The sequence below is a fragment of the Aeromicrobium sp. 636 genome, assembly GCF_024433585.1.
GTDB classification, from domain to species: Bacteria; Actinomycetota; Actinomycetes; order Propionibacteriales; family Nocardioidaceae; genus Aeromicrobium; species Aeromicrobium senzhongii.
In genome coordinates this window covers 697,062-713,480 of the sequence record NZ_WNJU01000002.1, presented here as the reverse complement: position 1 = coordinate 713,480, position 16,419 = coordinate 697,062, and the positions used below count along the sequence as shown (strand labels likewise).

The following is a 16,419-nucleotide window of genomic DNA, read 5'->3' as shown; positions in this document are numbered from 1 at the left end:
GGGCGCCCGCTCAGGGGCGACGAGCGGTGACGAACCGCGGACGGTCGGCGAGGTCGCGGTGGTCGCGGACCTCGGCCCAGCGCGCGGTGAAGACCGCCGGTGCGCTCTCGCCCTGGGCGTCGGCGTGCTCGGCCCCGACGACGCCGCCGGGTCGCAGCAGTCGCCAGGCGACCTGCTCGACGACGCGCATCGCGTCGAGCCCGTCGTCGCCCGACCACAGCGCGAGCTGGGGGTCGTGGTCGCGGGCCTCGGGAGCCACGGACTCCCACGCGTCGAGCGGGATGTACGGCGGATTCACGACGACGACGTCGACCGTCCCGTCGAGCTCGGGGAAGGCGTCGGCCATGTCCCCGCGGCGCAGGTCGACTCCCGTGCCGTCGAGGTTGCGCAGGGCCCAGGCGTACGCGGACTCGTCGAGCTCGACCGCGTGGACGCGCGACTCCGGGACCTCGTGGACCATCGACAACGAGATCGCCCCGGATCCGGCGCACAGCTCGACGACGACCGGCGCGCGCCCCTCCCCCGCCACGAGACGCGCCGCGTCGATGGCCCAGCCGGCGAGCAGCTCGGTCTCGGGCCGCGGCACGAAGACGCCGGGTCCGACCTCGACGTCGACGTAGCGGAACGCGGCCGTCCCGGTGATGTGCTGCAGCGGCACCCGCCGGGCCCGGGCGTCGATCATCTCCAGGTAGGTCCGACGCTGGACGTCGTCCACGCGCGCCGTGAGGGTGAGCAACGCACGCGGCGTGCCCGTGACGTGGCTGAGCAGCACCTCGGCGTCGTGCCGGGGCGAGGCGACACCTCCCTGCTCGAGCCGCGCCGACGCCTCCTCCAGCAGCCGCCGGGTGCTCATCGGCGGTCCTCCAGGGCAGCGAGGCGCTCGGCCAGGTCCGCCTCGACGAGCGAGCCGATCACGTCGTCGAGCGCACCGTCGATCACCTGGTCGAGGTTGTAGGCCTTGAACCCCGTGCGGTGGTCCGAGATCCGGTTCTCGGGGAAGTTGTACGTGCGGACGCGCTCGGAGCGATCGACCGTGCGGACCTGCGAGCGGCGGGCGTCCGACGCCTCGGCGTCGGCCTCGGCCTGCGCCGCGTCGAGCATCCGCGACCGCAGGATGCGCATCGCCTGCTCCTTGTTCTGCAGCTGGGACTTCTCGTTCTGGCAGCTGACGACGATGCCGGTGGGCAGGTGCGTGATCCGCACCGCGGAGTCGGTCGTGTTGACGCTCTGGCCGCCGGGACCGGAGGACCGGAACACGTCGATCCGCAGGTCGTTGTCGTTGATCTGGACGTCGACGTCCTCGGCCTCCGGCAGCACCAGGACGCCGGCGGCGGACGTGTGGATCCGCCCCTGGGACTCGGTCACGGGGACGCGCTGGACGCGGTGCACGCCGCCCTCGAACTTGAGCAGGGCGTACGGCGCCTGACCGGGTTCGGGCGTGCCCTTGGCCTTGACCGCCGCGGTGACCGACTTGTAGCCGCCCAAGGCCGTCTCGGTGGCGTCGAGCACCTCGACCTTCCAGCCGTGCTGCTCGGCGAACCGCGAGTACATGCGCAGCAGGTCGGCGGCGAACAGGGCGGACTCGTCGCCGCCCTCGCCGCCCTTGATCTCGAGGATGACGTCCTTGCCGTCGGCGGGGTCGCGCGGCACGAGCATGCGCTCGAGACGCTCGGCCAGCACCGGCACGCGACGCTCGAGGTCGGCGGCCTCGTCGTCCATGTGCAGCTCCTGGGCGGCCACGAGATCCTCGCGGGCGTGCTGCCAGTCGCGATAGGTGCGGATGATCGCCGTCAGCTCGGCGTACCGCCGGCCCAGGTCGCGGGCGCGCCGCGGATCGGCGTGCACGGCCGGGTCGGCCAACTGCCCCTCCAACTCGGCGTGCTCGTCGATCATCGATTCGACGGCTTCGAACATGACCTCAACTCCTGCGCTCGGATGCCCGGACACGACAACGGCGCCGGCCGCTCAGCAAGGGAGCGACCGGCGCCGACGACGACTTACTTCTTGCCGTAGCGCTTCTCGAAGCGGGCGACGCGGCCGCCGGTGTCGAGGATCTTCTGCTTGCCCGTGTAGAACGGGTGGCAGGCCGAGCAGACATCGGCGCGGAGGGAACCCTCGGTGGCCGTGCTGCGGGTCGTGAACGAGTTGCCGCAGGTGCAGGTCACCTGGGTCTCGACGTACGCGGGGTGGATGTCCTTCTTCATGATGTCCTCTCGTGAGGTCGCCGGGTCGGCCGCGGGCGCGCACCGTGAACCGGAACCAAGGATCGATTGTGCCAGTCTGTAGTTGCATAACCCAAATCGGGCCCCATCTGTTCCCGACTCCCCTCCAGACCCTTGAGCGCCTACTATGACGCCATGGCCGACACGCGCGGGAGAATCAAGACCATCGTCATCAGTCTGGTGATGCTCGTCGTGATGGGCGCTGCCGCGGTCTACCTCTCGACCGAGTACGGCACCAACCGGGCCATCACCGTGCTCGTGGCGGTCGCGCTCATCGCGGCGCTGGTCTGGCTGATCCTGACCGTCATCGGCATCCTCGTGGCGACGAGCGCCCGCCGGACCCGGACGGGGGCCGAGGACGACTCGACGCTGCGCAACGAGCAGCGTCCCGTGCCGCGACGCGCGCCCATCATCTCGAGTGAGGACCCGGCCAAGCGCGTCGGTCGCCGCCGGAAGGACCCCGACGCCTGACACCCGTCGGCCTCAGCTCGGCAACAGGGCCTCGATGTCTGCCGCGATGTCCTGGGGGCTGGTCGTCGAGCCGTAGCGCTTGACCACGTTGCCCTGCGGGTCGACGAGGAACTTGGTGAAGTTCCACTTGATGGCGCCGCCGAGGATGCCCTTCTTCTCGCCCTTGAGCCAACGGAACAGCGGGTGCGCGCCGTCGCCGTTGACGTCGACCTTGGCGAACATCGGGAACTGGACGCCGAACTGCGACTCGCAGAACGTGGCGATCTCCTCCTCGGCGCCGGGCTCCTGGTGCCCGAACTGGTCACACGGGAAGCCCAGGACCACGAAGCCACGGTCGGCGTACGTGTCGTAGAGCTCCTGCAACGGCCCGTACTGGGGCGTGAAGCCGCACTGCGAGGCCGTGTTGACGACCAGGGCGACCTTGCCCCGGTAGTCGGCCAGCTGCCGGTCGATGCCGTCGATGGTCGTGGCGCTGAAGTCCCAGGCGGTCGTCATGTCGCGAGAATAGCCCGCGCACCCACCCCACGAACGCGACCGGCCCGGTCCCCTCGCGGGGGCCGGGCCGGTCGATGGAGTCGCTGAGAGCTCAGTCGTCGCCGTTGCTGGCGCCGCCGGGCATCGTCTTGTTGATCTCCATGAGGAACTCGACGTTGTTCTGCGTCTTCTTGAGCTTGCCCAAGATCAACTCGAGGCCCTGCTGGCCGTCCAGGCCCGAGAGCAGGCGACGCAGCTTCCACACGATCGCCAGCTCGTCGCGGGCCATCAGCAGCTCCTCGCGGCGCGTGCTGGAGGCGTCGACGTCGATGGCCGGGAAGATGCGCTTGTCCGCGAACTCGCGGCGCAGACGCAGCTCCCAGTTACCGGTGCCCTTGAACTCCTCGAAGATGACCTCGTCCATGCGCGAACCGGTCTCGATCAGCGCCGTGGCCAAGATGGTCAGCGAGCCGCCGTCCTCGATGTTGCGCGCCGCACCGAAGAACTTCTTCGGCGGGTACAGCGCCGAGGAGTCGACACCGCCGGACATGATCCGGCCGGACGCCGGAGCGGCGATGTTGTAGGCACGACCCAGACGCGTGATGCCGTCCAGGAGCACGACGACGTCGTGACCCAGCTCGACCAGGCGCTTCGCCCGCTCGATCGCCAGCTCGGCCACGGTCGTGTGGTCGGACGCCGGGCGGTCGAAGGTCGAGGCGATGACCTCGCCCTTGACGGTGCGCTGGAAGTCGGTGACCTCCTCGGGACGCTCGTCCACCAGGACGATCATCAGGTGGCACTCGGGGTTGTTCTCGGTGATCGCGTTCGCGATCTGCTGCATGACCATCGTCTTGCCGGCCTTGGGCGGCGAGACGATGAGGCCGCGCTGGCCCTTGCCGATCGGCGAGACGAGGTCGATGACCCGACCGGTCAGGCCGCCGGCCTGGCCCTCGAGGCGCAGACGCTCCGAGGGGTACAGCGGCGTCAGCTTCGAGAAGTCGACGCGGCGCTTCGCCTCATCGGCGTCCGACCCGTTGACCGTCTCGACCTTGACCATCGGGTTGAACTTCTCCTTGCGCTCGCCCTCACGGGGCTGACGCACCTGACCGGTGATCGCGTCGCCGCGACGCAGGCCCAGCTTGCGCACGAGCGACATCGACACGTACACGTCGTTCTCGCTGGGCAGGTAGCCGGTGGTGCGCACGAACGCGTAGTTGTCGTGGATGTCGAGGATGCCGGCCGCGGGGACGAGCACGTCGTCCTCGGTGAAGGTCGGCTCGACCTCGAGGCCCCGGGTGCCCGTGGCACCGCGGTTGCGACCGCGGCGGTTGCGACGGCGACCGCCGTCGTCGCCCTGGCCACCCTGGTTGCGGTCCCGGTCCTGGGTGCGCTCGCGGTCCTGGGTGCGCTCGCGGTCCTGGGTGCGGTCCCGGTCCTGGGTGCGCTCGCGGTCCTGGGTGCGGTCCCGGTCCTGGTTGCGGTTCTGGTTGCCCTGGTTCCGGTTCTGCTGGCGACCCTCGCGATCACCGGAGTCGCGGTCGCGGCGATCGTTCTCGCGGCGGTCGCTCTGGCTCTTGTCGCCGTCACGACGGTCGTCGCCGTCACGACGGTCGTGCTGGGCCTTGTCGCCGTCACGACGATCGTTCTGGCCCTTGTCGCTCTGGGTCTTGGTGTCGTTCTGACCCTTGTCGTTCTGACCCTTGTCGTTCTGACCCTTGTCGTTCTGGGTCTTGTCGTTCTGGGTCTTGTCGCCACGCTCGGGCTGGCTCTCGGCGCGGTCCGACTTCTCGGGGGTCGCCGGCTGCTCGGAGCGATCGCTCTCGCGCGGCTCGCTCTTCTCGGCCTGAGGCTGGTCGACCTGCTCGGTCTTCGCGGGCTTCTGGGCGCGCGTCGCGCGGCGGCGGGCCGGCTTGGTCTCGGCGGCGGGGACGTCGACGAGTGCGTCCTGGGTGGCGCGGGGCGCCTCGGCGGGCTTGGACTCGCCACGCGCGGTCTTGATGGCATCGATCAGCTGGCCCTTGCGCATCTTGGCAGCGCCTTCGATGCCGAGGCCGGCGGCGATCTCCTGGAGCTCGGCGATCACCTTTCCGCCGAGCGCACCCCCGGACTTGCGGGGGGCCTTCGCGGGCGCCTTGTCGGCGCCATCCGCGGGAGTGGGATCGACCGTGGTTGATTCCGTCACACGTTGTCCTTTATCGGGAGGCCACGTCTCCTGGTTCCGGCGCCTGTCGGTGGGACCGACGTCGCGTTCAGGATCGCCCGTATCCGACGGGCTCGAAAGTGGCAGGGTGCCGGGGAGAGAAACTCGACTCCGACGTCTCCACACTAGCACGGCTCAAGGCACGAGGGCAGCACCCTGAGACGACACGCGAAGTTCGCGTTCGGCCCATCCTGGCGGGTTCCATTCCTGCACCCCGTGGGCGAACGCCAGCACCGTCGGACCGGCTCCGGAGACCACGGCCGGGACACCCTCGACCCGCAGTCGCCGCAGCAGTTTGTAGGACTCCGGCATGGCGTCGGCGCGATAGGTCTGGTGGAGGCGGTCCTCCGTCGCGGAGATCAACCGCTCGGGGGCGCCCGTCAGCGCCGCGACCAGCAGCGCAGCACGCCCCGCGTTGAACGAGGCGTCCGCGTGCGGCACCTCGGCCGGCAGCAGGCCGCGCGCCACCGAGGTGGCCACCGCCTCCGGTGGGACGAACACGGTGACATCGACGTCGACGTCGAGCCGCAGCGTCTCGGCCGCGGCACCGTCGACCCACGAGATCGTGAACCCGCCGAACAGGGCCGGGGCCACGTTGTCGGGGTGACCCTCGAGATCGGTCGCGAGGCCGAACAGGGTGCGGTCGTCCAGCCGGTCCGCTCCCCCGACCACCAGGGCGCGGGCCAGCACGACGCCCGCGACGATCGCGGCCGCCGACGAGCCCAGGCCGCGCCCGTGCGGGATCGTGTTGCGGCAGGTCAGGTGGACGCCGGACGGGTGCTCGCCGAGCAGGTCGAACGCGGCGTCCATCGCCCGGTAGAGCAGGTGGGTCTCGTCGCGCGGCACCTCGTCGGCGCCCTCGCCCCGGATGTCGAACGTCAGGCCGGACTCGGTGACCTCGGCCGTGACCTCGTCGTACCAGCTCAGCGCCAGTCCCAGGGAGTCGAAGCCCGGCCCGAGGTTCGCACTCGTGGCCGGCACCCGGACGGTGACCGGCCGATCGACGAAGGTCATGCGAGCCCGGCCGCTTCGGCGGCCGCGTGCACGTCGGCGTCCACCACCGTGTCGACGACCGAGTCGATCTGCGCGAGCGGCGTGTCGATGTCCTTGAGGCCGTGCCCGGTCACCGTGATCGTGATCGTCAGGCCCGTCGGCACCTCGCCGGCAGCCACGGCGGCGAGCAGCCCGGCGACACCTGCCGCAGAAGCGGGCTCGACGAAGATGCCCTCGTGGCGGCCGAGCTCGCGCTGGGCGTGCAGGATCTGCTCGTCGGTGACGGCGTCGATGCGGCCACCGGACTCGTCGCGGGCGTTCTCGGCGAGCGTCCAGGACGCAGGGTTGCCGATCCGGATCGCCGTGGCGATGGTCTCGGGGTCGGGGACGACCTCGCCACGCACGAGCGGCGCGGCCCCGGCGGCCTGGAAGCCCCACATCTGCGGACGCGAGGAGGCGTCGCCGGACTCGTGGTACTCGACGAAGCCCTTCCAGTACGCGCTGATGTTGCCCGCGTTGCCCACCGGCAGCACGTGCAGGTCGGGAGCGCGGCCCAGGACGTCGACGATCTCGAAGGCGGCGGTCTTCTGACCCTCGAGCCGCATCGGGTTGACCGAGTTGACCAGCGCGACCGGGTACTCCTTGGCGAGGCCGCGCGACATGTTCAGGCAGTCGTCGAAGTTGCCGCGCACCTGGATGATGTCGCCGCCGTGCATGACCGCCTGCGCCATCTTGCCGGCGGCGATCTTGCCCTGGGGCACGAGCACGATGGGGGTCAGCCCCGCGCGGGCGGCGTAGGCCGTCATCGACGCGGAGGTGTTGCCCGTCGAGGCGCAGACGACCGCCTTGGCACCCTCGGCCACGGCTGCGGAGATCGCGGTGGTCATCCCGCGGTCCTTGAACGAGCCGGTCGGGTTGTCGCCCTCGACCTTGACGAACACGTCACCGCGGACGAGGCCGGACAGCCACGCCGAGTGGATCAGCGGGGTGCCGCCCTCCCCCAACGACACGATGGTCGCTCCCGGGTCGAGCGGGATGCGGTCCCGGTACTCCTGGATGACTCCACGCCACGGGCTGGCCATCACGACACTCCTTCGACTCGCATGACCGACGAGACCCCGCGCACCATCTCCAGTTCGCGGATCTTCCCCACCGTCGCCGCGAGCGCGGCGTCGTCGGCTTCGTGGGTGACGACGACGAGCTGGGCGTCGTCGCCGCGGCCCTCCTGGCGGACCGTCCTGATCGACACGTCGTGGTCCGCGAAGGCGTGGGCGACCGCGGAGAGGACACCCGGACGGTCGTCGACGTCGATCGACACGTGGTACCTCGTGCGGGCACGACCGATGTCGAGGACCTCGACCTGCGCGTGCGCGGTCTCGCCCGGCCCGAAGACTCCCTCGACGCGGTGACGCGCCACCGTGACGACGTCGCCGAGGACGGCGCTGGCCGTGGGGGCGCCCCCGGCACCGGGGCCGTAGAACATGAGCTGGCCGGCGGCCTCGCTCTCGACGAACACGGCGTTGTAGGCGCCGCGCACGCTGGCGAGCGGGTGGGTCTTCGGGATCATCGCCGGGTGGACGCGCGCCGAGACGGCCGTGCCCTCGGCATCGATCTCGCAGATGGCCAGCAGCTTGACGACGCAGCCCATCTCGTCGGCGGACCGGACGTCGGCCGCGGTGACCTCGGTGATGCCCTCGCGGTGGACGTCGGCGATCGTCACGCGGGTGTGGAAGGCCAGGCCCGCCAGGATCGCCGCCTTGGCAGCAGCGTCGAAGCCCTCGACGTCGGCCGTCGGGTCGGCCTCGGCGAACCCGAGGCGCTGCGCCTCGTCGAGTGCCTCGTCGAAGCTGGCGCCCGTCGAGGTCATGGCGTCGAGGATGAAGTTGGTGGTGCCGTTGACGATGCCCAGGACCCGCTCGACCCGGTCGCCGGCGAGGGACTCGCGCAACGGGCGGACGATCGGGATGGCGCCGGCGACGGCGGCCTCGTAGTAGAGGTCGCGCTCGGCCTTGACGGCCGCCTCGTAGAGGGTGTCCCCGTCCTCGGCCAGCAGCGCCTTGTTGGCCGTCACGACGGACGCCCCGCTCTCGAGGGCGGCGAGGATCAGCTCGCGGGCCGGCTCGATGCCGCCGATGACCTCGATCACGACGTCGAGGTCGCCCCGGGTCACCAGCCCCCGGGCGTCGGTCGTGAAGAGTTCGGCGGGCAGGTCCAGGTCGCGGGTGCGGTCGATGCGCCGGACGGCGATGCCGACCAACTCGATCGGAGCGCCGACACGTCGACCCAGTTCCTCGGCGTCACGCACCAGGAAACGGGCGACCTCGGTGCCGACGACACCGCAGCCGAGCATCGCGATGCGGATCGGGCGGGCTCCGTCGGGAGCCTCCAGCGGGGGCATGGTCACCGGGTCAGCCTATCGGCGGTGCGGCGTCGCTCGCGGTCGCGTCCAGTACACGGCGGCTCCAGCGGTGGCAGAATCGACATCGGAGCTGGGGGTGGTCCCATGGTGGGTGTACTCGAGTTCCTCGGCGACCAGCCCCTGATCCTGCTCGGACTGCTGATCGCCCTGGGCTCGGCGGCCGGACGTCTCGGCATCGGCGGCGTCTCGCTGGGACCGGTCGCCGTGCTCTTCGTCGCCATCGCCCTCACGGCCCTGGGCACCACCTACGACGTCACGCTGGAGGTGCCCGAGTTGCTGGGCAGCATGGGCCTGGCCCTGTTCGCGTTCGCCACCGGCATCCTGGCCGGACCCAGCTTCTTCACGACCTTGAGATCGGCCTGGCAGGTGGTCCTGGCCGTCGCGGGAATCCTCATCCTGGCGGCCGGCGCCGGAGCGGTCGTGGGCCGCTCACTGGGGCTGAACTCCGAGGCGATCGCGGGCGCATTCGCCGGCGCCGTCAACAACACCCCGGCCCTGGCCGCTGCGGGCGGCACCCCGCAGGCGACGGTCGGATACGCGACGGCCTACCTCTACGGCGTGGTCGCGATGCTGTTCGTCACCGGGCTGGCGGTGAGCCGCGGCGAGCGCGACCGCGACACCCCCGCCGAGATCACGGACCTGACGGTGCGGGTCGAGGGCGACAGCAGCGTCGCGGTCGCCGACCTGCGTCACCGCTACGGCGACCGGCTGACGTTCTCCCGGGTCGCTCCCAACGCCCACACTCCTCCCGAGCCGGTGCTCGAGGACACCCGCGTCGGCCCGGGCGATCTCGTGACGGTGGTCGGACCACGCGAGGAGGTCGAGGCATGCTGCCGGGAGCTCGGGCACGCCTCCTCGCACGACCTGACCCGGGACCGGTCCTCCCTGGACTTCCGCCGGATCACGATCTCCGACCCTCGTCTGGCCGGACGCCGGGTCGGTGACCTGGACCGCGACCTCGGGCGCCGCTTCGACGCGGGGATCACCCGGGTCCGGCGCGGGGACGTCGACTTCGTGGCCACGCCGGACCTCATGCTGCAGCTGGGCGACCGGGTGCGCGTCGTCGCCCCGCCGGAGACCATCGGCGAGGTCAGCCGGGTGCTCGGCGATTCGTCGCGCGGACTGACCGACGTCAACCCGGTGGCCCTCGGGGTCGGCTTCGCCCTCGGGCTGGGACTGGGCCAGGTCGCCGTGCCGGTGCCCGGGTTCGGCTCGGTGATGGTGGGCGCTGCCGCCGGCACGCTCCTCGTGGGACTCGTGATGGGCCGCCTCGGACGCGTGGGGCGGGTCGCCACCACGTTGCCCCACACCGCCGCCTCGGTCATGGTCGAGCTCGGCCTGCTGGTGTTCCTGGCGTACGCCGGCACCCGCGCCGGATCGCAGATCATCACCGCGTTCACGGACGGCGAGGTCCTGAACCTGCTCGTGACCGGCGCCGTCGTGACGACCACGGTCGGCATCGGCGTCTACACGGTCATGCGGTGGGGCTTCAAGGTCGGACGCATCCGACTCGCGGGCATCGTCGCGGGCAGCCACACCCAGCCGGCGCTGCTGGCGTTCGCCAACGCGCGCACGGGCCACGACCCGCGGGTCGCTCTCGGGTACGCGCTGGTCTATCCGGCGGCCATGGTCGTCAAGATCATCCTCGCCCAGCTGTTGGTCGTGCTGTAGCCGTCGTCACCGGACGAAGTTCGCCCCGAGGTTGATCGCGGTGACGAGGATGACCGTGCCGAACAGGTACGAGAGCAATCCGTGGCGCAGGGTGAGCGACCGCAGTCGGCTGCTCTGCAGGTTGGTGTCGGCGATCTGGTAGGTCATCCCCACGGTGAAGGCCATGTAGGCGAAGTCGCCGTAGCGCGGCGGGTCCTCGGTGTTGAAGTCGACCCCGCCCGCCGGCCCGCTGTAGTAGGCGCCGGCGTAGCGCAGCGTGTAGAGCGTGTGGATCATGATCCACGAGCACGCCACACTGCCCACCGCCAGCAGCGCACGGACCCGCTCGGCCGTGTGGGTGTCGGCCTGGGCCACGAGCATGTAGCCGACGGCGCCGAAGCTGGCGACCGTCGCCAGCACCATCGCGGCCTCCGTGAAGTGTCGCGACGGGTCGGCCTCCAGCGCGTGCGCCCGCGTGCCGGTCGCGTCCAGGCGCCGGGTCGTCAGGTAGATGTGCAGGACGTACGCGGCACAGGCCGTTCCCCAGCCGATGACGGGGGCGACCGGTCCGGCCGAGAGCACCGCCGCCAGGATCCCGGCCGGGACCCCGGTGACGACCATCAACAGCAGATGGCTGGCTCCCCGGTTCACTCTCGCAGCGTAGGCCGGTTCCGGCGGCCCCGCCGCGCGCTCACTCGACGTCGAGCGCGAGCAGGTCGTCCTCGGTCTCGCGACGCAGGATCAACCGCGCCTCACCGTCTCGGACCGCCACCACGGCCGCACGCGGCACGTGGTTGTAGTTGTTGGCCAGCGAGCGGCAGTAGGCGCCCGTGCCCGGGACGGCGAGCAGGTCGCCGGCGGCCACGTCCGACGGCAGGAACTCGGACTTGACGACGATGTCGCCGGACTCGCAGTGCTTGCCCACGACGCGCGCCAGGACCGGCCGGGCGTGCGACTCGCGGGAGGCGAGCGTGCACGAGTAGTCGGCGCCGTAGAGCGCGGGCCGGATGTTGTCGCTCATCCCGCCGTCGACCGAGACGTAGAGGCGCGAGCCGCCGTTGTCGAGACCGACCGCCTTGGTCGTGCCGACCTCGTACAGCGTGAACGTGGACGGTCCGGCGATGGCGCGGCCGGGCTCGATCGACAGCTGCGGCACGTCCATCCCGAGCGCGGCGCACTCGTCGGTGACGATCTTGACGATCTCGCTGCCCAGGTCCTCGGGGGCCCGGGGATCGTCCTGGGTCGTGTAGGCGATGCCGAAGCCACCGCCGAGGTCGAGCTCGGGCGCCGTGACGCCCAGCTCGCGGGCGATCTGCGCATGCAGACGCAGAACCCGGCGGGCGGCCACCTCGAAGCCGTCGGTGACGAAGATCTGCGAGCCGATGTGCGAGTGCAGACCGAGGAAGTCCAGTCCGTCGGTGGCCAGCACGCGCCGCACGGCCTCGAGCGCTGCGCCGTCGGAGATCGAGAAGCCGAACTTCTGGTCCTCGTGCGAGGTCGAGATGTACTCGTGGGTGTGCGCCTCGACGCCGGCGGTGACGCGCACCATGACCGGCGCCCGGACACCCAGCTCGGCGGTGAGGGCGCCGAGGCGCTCGATCTCCTCGAAGGAGTCGATGACGATGCGGCCGACACCGACCTCGAGGCACCGGCGCAGCTCGGCCACCGACTTGTTGTTGCCGTGGTGGCCGATGCGCTCGGTCGGGAACCCCGCCCGCAGCGCGACGGCCAGCTCGCCGCCGGTGCACACGTCGAGGTTGAGGCCCTCCTCGGCGATCCAGCGGGCCGTGGCGACGCACAGGAACGCCTTGCCGGCGTAGTAGACGTCGGCGGTCGGGAACGCGTCGCGGAAGGCGCGGGCCCGGGACCGGAAGTCGTCCTCGTCGACGACGTAGAGCGGCGTGCCGAACTCCTGGGCCAGCTCGGGGGCCGACTGGCCGGCGACCGTCAGGACCCCGTCGACCTTGCTGACGTTGGCCGCCCACAGGTGCGGCACGAGCTGGTTGGCGTCGTCGGGCTCGCGGAGCCCCTCCGGGCCCCGGCTGCCGGCCTGACCGTGCAGGGCACCCGCCTCGTGGGAACGCATGGTCACATCCGATCCGGCGCGGAGACGCCGAGCAGGTCGAGCCCGTTGGCCAGGACCTGACGCGTCGCGGCGACCAGCACGAGGCGCGCACGGTGCGTGTCGGTCGGCTCCTCGTCGCCCTGCGGGAGGACGCGGCACTCGTCGTAGAACTTGTGGAAGGTCGACGCGGTCTCCTCGAGGTACCGCGCGATGCGGTGCGGCTCGCGCAGCTCGGCGGCGCGGGCGACGACGCGGGGGAACTCGGCGAGGGCGCGCAACAGCGCACCCGCCCGCTCCTCCACCAGCTGCGACGGGTCGAACGTCTCGAGGTCGGCGGCCAGACCGAGGTCGGCGCCGTTGCGCACGATCGACGAGAGCCGGGCGTGGGCGTACTGGACGTAGTAGACCGGGTTGTCGTTGCTCTTGCGGGTCATCTCGGCGACATCGAGGGTCAGCGGCGAGTCGGCCGGGTACCGGATGAGCGTGTACCGCAGCGGATCGACGCCGATGAGGTCGATCAGCTCGCGCAGCGACACGATCGTGCCGGCCCGCTTGCTGAGCTTGAGCTCCTGACCGTTCTGCAGGATCTTGACCAGCTGGCCGATGAGCACCTGGATCTGCTCACCGGGGGTGTCGCCGACGCAGGCCGCCATGGCGTTGAGGCGCCCGACGTAGCCGTGGTGGTCGGCGCCCAGCAGGTAGATGCAGGTGTCGAAGCCGCGGTCGCGCTTGTCGACGTAGTAGGCCGTGTCGGACGCGAAGTAGGTCAGCTCGCCGTTGCCGCGCAGCAGGACGCGGTCCTTGTCGTCACCGAAGTCGGTGGTGCGCATCCACGTCGCGCCGTCGGCCTCGAACAGCCGGCCCTGTTCGCGCAGGCGCGCGAGGCTGCGGTCGACCGCGTCGGACTCGTGCAGCGACCGCTCGGAGAACCACACGTCGAAGTGCGTGTTGAGCTCCGCCAGCTCGGACTGGTGCTCGTGCAGCTGCAGGGCGTACCCGGCCTCGCGGAAGGCGACCGCCTGCTCGTCGCGCGGCAAGGAGGTGATGCCCGGGTCGGCCTCGACGATCCGCGCGGCCAGGTCGGCGACGTACGCGCCGTGGTACCCGTCCTCGGGCGGCTCCTCGCCGTGCGCCCGCGCCATCAGCGAGGCGCCGAACTTGTCCATCTGGTTGCCGCGGTCGTTGATGTAGAACTCGCGGGTGACGTCGTCACCGGCCGCGGCCATGACGCGCGCGATCGCGTCGCCGACGGCGGCCCAGCGGGTGTGGCCCAGGTGCAACGGGCCGGTCGGGTTGGCGCTGATGAACTCGAGGTCGACCTTGCGGCCGGTCGGCGCGCCGTGGCCGTACGTGGCACCGGCCTCGAGGACGTGACGCGCGATCTCGCCCTGCGCGCCCGCGGCGACCCGGATGTTCAGGAAGCCGGGACCGGCGACCTCGGCGGCCGAGATGCCGTCGGCACCGGCCAGCTCCGTGGCGAGCAGCTCGGCGAACTCGCGCGGGTTCATGCCGGCCTTCTTGCCCAGCTGCATCGCGATGTTCGTCGCGTAGTCGCCGTGCTCCTTGACCTTCGGTCGCTCGACGCGCACCTGGCTGGGAACCGGGTCGGAAAGGGTCACGCGGCCGGCGTCCACGAGGGACGTCAGGGCCGCGACGATGGCGTCGGAAAGCTGCTCGGGGGTCACCGGCCCAGCCTATCGGCGTGCGCTAGCGGCGAGATTCGAGGACCCGGCGCACGGTCGCGACGAGCGTGTCCGGGTCGAACGGCTTGGTCACGTACTCGTCCACGCCGGCGGCCGCCGCACGGTTGAGATCGATCTGCTGGCTCTGGGTCGAGACCATCACGAGTCCCACCCGGGCGAAGCGTGGGTTCGCCCGCACGCGGGTGATGGCGGTGACGCCGTCCATGCGCGGCATCATCATGTCCATCGTGATGACGTCGGGCAGTGTCTCGAGGCCGGCCAGGACGTCGAGGCAGTCCTGACCGTCCTCGGCCTCGATCACGTCGAATCCGGCCAGCTCGAGGTTCGTGCGAATCAGGAAACGGATCGACGCCGTGTCGTCGACGACCAGCACGGTGGGGGGCACGGCCCCCACGGTACCGGTGCGCTACCGTAGGTTCCCGCGGCACCGCCGTGAACGGCCCCCGTAGCTCAGGGGATAGAGCACCGCCCTCCGGAGGCGGGAGCGCAGGTTCGAATCCTGCCGGGGGCACCGTTCATGTAGCGCGACCGATCACGGCTCCTCGGGGCGCAGGCCCCTCGCGAGGATCGACACCAGCCGCGTCCTCAGGTCCGGTGCCGCACGCCGCACCGACTCGGGCACCGGCCGCGTGATCATCCCCACGGTGGTGACGAGCTCCATCGCCGTCAGGTCCGTGCGCACCAGACCTTCGCCCTGCGCGGTCTCCAGCAGTTGGTCCACGCCGGCCAGCGCCTCGTCCTGGGCCGCACGGACCTCGGGCGACAGGGCTTCGCCGGCGTGCTCGGCCAGCGCCGCCGTCAGCGCGCCGAGCTCGAGTCCGACGAGCCGCTCCACGAAGTCGTCCCAGGCTCCGCCGGGCTCCTCCCCCAGCCGGTCCGCGGCATCGCGCGTCGCGGCGCGCACGTCGGACAGGATCGACAGCGCGACCTCGTCCAGCAGGGCGGCTCGGGAGTCGAAGTTCCGGTACAGCGTGCCGATCCCGACCCCGGCGGCCTCGGCGACCGCGTCGAGGGCCACGTCGCTGCCCCGCGCGGCGACCAGCGATCGCGCCGCATGGACGATCGTCTCGCGGCGCCTGGCGGCATCTGCCCTCATCGGCTGCTCCTGCGTGCTGGGTCGATTTGACTTCCCATCCTAACCGGAGGAATATCTTCCGAATAAGCGGAGGAACTTCATCCGCTTGAAAGATGAGGTCCCCCGCATGTCATCCCCCACCGCCACCGAGCCGCGCGCCACCGAGAGCAGCGTCCGCCGGAGCATCCCGCCACTGGCCCAGCTCGCCGGCCTGACCGCCGCCCTGGGCGCGATCCTGATCGCCCTGCTGGCGCTGTTCATCCTGCCCTCCCTCAAGAGTGGGGCCCATGACCTCCCGCTCGGCATCGCGGGCGACCCTGCCGCGGTCACCCAGGCGAAGGCGGCACTGGAGTCCGCAGCGCCCGGCGCCTACGCCGTCGAGCTCTTCTCCTCGGCCGACGACCTCGACGGCGCGATAGCGGACCGGACGGTCCACGGCGGCCTCGTGGCCGGCCCGCAGGGACTCGAGGTCCACGTCGCGAGCGCGGGCTCGACCGCCATCTCCGGCTCGCTGACCGCGACCGCCCAGGGCGTCGGCCGGGCCATGGCCCTGCCCGTCAGCGTCTCCGACGTCGTTCCCCTGCCCGAGGACGACCCGACCGGGATCGGCATCGGCGGTCTCGCCTTCCCGCTGGTCTTCGGCGGCATCGTCCCGGTGGTCGCGTTCCGCAGCATCTTCAAGAACAGCGACCGCTGGAAGCTCGCCGGACTCACGTCGTTCGCGGTGATCGGCGGGGTCATCGTGGCCGCCGTCCTGCGCTTCTGGTTCGGCAGCATCACCGACTCCTTCTGGCCCGTGGCCGGCTCCATGGCCCTGGGCATCGCCGCCCTCGCCATCCCGCTCGCGGGACTCCAGCAGGCGCTGGGCGCCAAGGGCTTCACGATCGGCGCGGCCTCGATGATGTTCCTCGGCAACCCCCTCGCGGGCATCGCGACCACGGGTGCCTGGCTCCCCTCGGGACTGGGCGACCTGGGCCAGCTGCTGCCGCCCGGCGCGGCCGGAGCGCTGGTCCGCTCGACCGCCTACTTCGACGGAGCCGGCAGCCTCGGCGCGACGCTCACCCTCACGGGGTGGATCGTCGCCGGCGGCGTCCTGCACGCCATGGGGACGCGACGCGCTGCACGTCGCGAGACCATCCCCGCCTGA

At 71.2% G+C, this 16,419-nt stretch carries 16 protein-coding genes and 1 tRNA gene; 4 read left to right on the top strand and 13 right to left on the bottom strand.

The genetic code is table 11. The features are described 5' to 3' along the window. Positions 1-10: 10 nt before the first annotated feature. From prmC to rpmE, 3 genes are all read right to left on the bottom strand, one after another. Positions 11-853, bottom strand: coding sequence for a peptide chain release factor N(5)-glutamine methyltransferase (prmC, locus tag GL325_RS10135; protein ID WP_154596944.1), 843 nt, complete (start codon positions 851-853; stop codon positions 11-13). Then, the gene (gene prfA, locus GL325_RS10130) at positions 850-1,914 is read right to left on the bottom strand and encodes a peptide chain release factor 1 (RefSeq protein WP_154596943.1); all 1,065 of its coding nucleotides are present in this window, start codon (positions 1,912-1,914) and stop codon (positions 850-852) included. The genes prmC and prfA overlap by 4 nt, the downstream gene beginning before the upstream one ends. Before the next feature lie 83 nt (positions 1,915-1,997). Continuing rightward, positions 1,998-2,204, bottom strand: a complete 207-nt coding sequence (rpmE, locus tag GL325_RS10125) for a 50S ribosomal protein L31 (protein WP_078700513.1) — start codon at positions 2,202-2,204, stop codon at positions 1,998-2,000. A gap of 153 nt (positions 2,205-2,357) precedes the next feature. Between rpmE and GL325_RS10120 the strand changes: the two genes are divergently transcribed. Beyond that, the gene (locus GL325_RS10120) at positions 2,358-2,693 is read left to right on the top strand and encodes a CvpA family protein (protein WP_154596942.1); all 336 of its coding nucleotides are present in this window, start codon (positions 2,358-2,360) and stop codon (positions 2,691-2,693) included. Positions 2,694-2,705: 12 nt separating this feature from the next. Here GL325_RS10120 and GL325_RS10115 read toward each other — a convergent pair whose 3' ends face one another. The 5 genes from GL325_RS10115 to GL325_RS10095 all read right to left on the bottom strand — a co-directional run bounded on the left by GL325_RS10115 (position 2,706) and on the right by GL325_RS10095 (position 8,758). Then, positions 2,706-3,188: a glutathione peroxidase gene (locus tag GL325_RS10115; protein ID WP_154596941.1), complete on the bottom strand. Its 483-nt coding sequence runs from the start codon at positions 3,186-3,188 to the stop codon at positions 2,706-2,708. Positions 3,189-3,279: 91 nt separating this feature from the next. Then, a complete protein-coding gene (rho, locus tag GL325_RS10110; protein ID WP_187769456.1) occupies positions 3,280-5,349 on the bottom strand; it encodes a transcription termination factor Rho in 2,070 nt (689 codons plus the stop codon). 153 nt (positions 5,350-5,502) lie between these two features. Beyond that, positions 5,503-6,381 (bottom strand): homoserine kinase, encoded by an 879-nt coding sequence (gene thrB, locus GL325_RS10105; protein ID WP_187769455.1) that lies wholly within the window; start codon positions 6,379-6,381, stop codon positions 5,503-5,505. Then, positions 6,378-7,442: a threonine synthase gene (thrC, locus tag GL325_RS10100; RefSeq protein WP_154596939.1), complete on the bottom strand. Its 1,065-nt coding sequence runs from the start codon at positions 7,440-7,442 to the stop codon at positions 6,378-6,380. Before thrC ends, thrB begins: the two co-directional genes overlap by 4 nt. Beyond that, positions 7,442-8,758, bottom strand: coding sequence for a homoserine dehydrogenase (locus tag GL325_RS10095; protein ID WP_187769564.1), 1,317 nt, complete (start codon positions 8,756-8,758; stop codon positions 7,442-7,444). Before GL325_RS10095 ends, thrC begins: the two co-directional genes overlap by 1 nt. A 105-nt stretch (positions 8,759-8,863) precedes the next feature. Here GL325_RS10095 and GL325_RS10090 point away from each other — a divergent pair, with 105 nt between their 5' ends. Further along, positions 8,864-10,450 (top strand): aspartate:alanine exchanger family transporter, encoded by a 1,587-nt coding sequence (locus tag GL325_RS10090; protein WP_187769454.1) that lies wholly within the window; start codon positions 8,864-8,866, stop codon positions 10,448-10,450. Positions 10,451-10,456: 6 nt separating this feature from the next. Here GL325_RS10090 and GL325_RS10085 read toward each other — a convergent pair whose 3' ends face one another. Genes GL325_RS10085 through GL325_RS10070 form a run of 4 tightly spaced genes read right to left on the bottom strand, consistent with a single transcriptional unit; the run spans position 10,457 to position 14,582 of the window. Next, positions 10,457-11,080 (bottom strand): DUF1345 domain-containing protein, encoded by a 624-nt coding sequence (locus GL325_RS10085; protein ID WP_222865765.1) that lies wholly within the window; start codon positions 11,078-11,080, stop codon positions 10,457-10,459. A 40-nt stretch (positions 11,081-11,120) separates the two neighbouring features. After that, on the bottom strand, positions 11,121-12,515 hold the full coding sequence (gene lysA, locus GL325_RS10080) for a diaminopimelate decarboxylase (RefSeq protein WP_187769453.1): 1,395 nt from the start codon (positions 12,513-12,515) through the stop codon (positions 11,121-11,123). 2 nt (positions 12,516-12,517) lie between these two features. Then, positions 12,518-14,179: an arginine--tRNA ligase gene (gene argS / locus GL325_RS10075; RefSeq protein ID WP_187411441.1), complete on the bottom strand. Its 1,662-nt coding sequence runs from the start codon at positions 14,177-14,179 to the stop codon at positions 12,518-12,520. Between the two features lie 22 nt (positions 14,180-14,201). Continuing rightward, on the bottom strand, positions 14,202-14,582 hold the full coding sequence (locus tag GL325_RS10070; RefSeq protein ID WP_255467035.1) for a response regulator: 381 nt from the start codon (positions 14,580-14,582) through the stop codon (positions 14,202-14,204). A 54-nt stretch (positions 14,583-14,636) separates the two neighbouring features. On the opposite strand from GL325_RS10070, the gene GL325_RS10065 reads away from it, so the two are divergent. Beyond that, positions 14,637-14,708 (top strand) — tRNA-Arg (locus GL325_RS10065). 21 nt (positions 14,709-14,729) lie between these two features. On the opposite strand, the gene GL325_RS10060 is transcribed toward GL325_RS10065, so the two are convergent. After that, positions 14,730-15,293 carry a TetR/AcrR family transcriptional regulator gene (locus GL325_RS10060; RefSeq protein ID WP_187769452.1) on the bottom strand — a complete coding sequence of 188 codons (564 nt, stop codon included), beginning with the start codon at positions 15,291-15,293 and terminating at the stop codon, positions 14,730-14,732. A gap of 106 nt (positions 15,294-15,399) precedes the next feature. On the opposite strand from GL325_RS10060, the gene GL325_RS10055 reads away from it, so the two are divergent. Beyond that, entirely contained in the window at positions 15,400-16,419 is a 1,020-nt protein-coding gene (locus tag GL325_RS10055; RefSeq protein ID WP_187769451.1) for an ABC transporter permease, read from the top strand.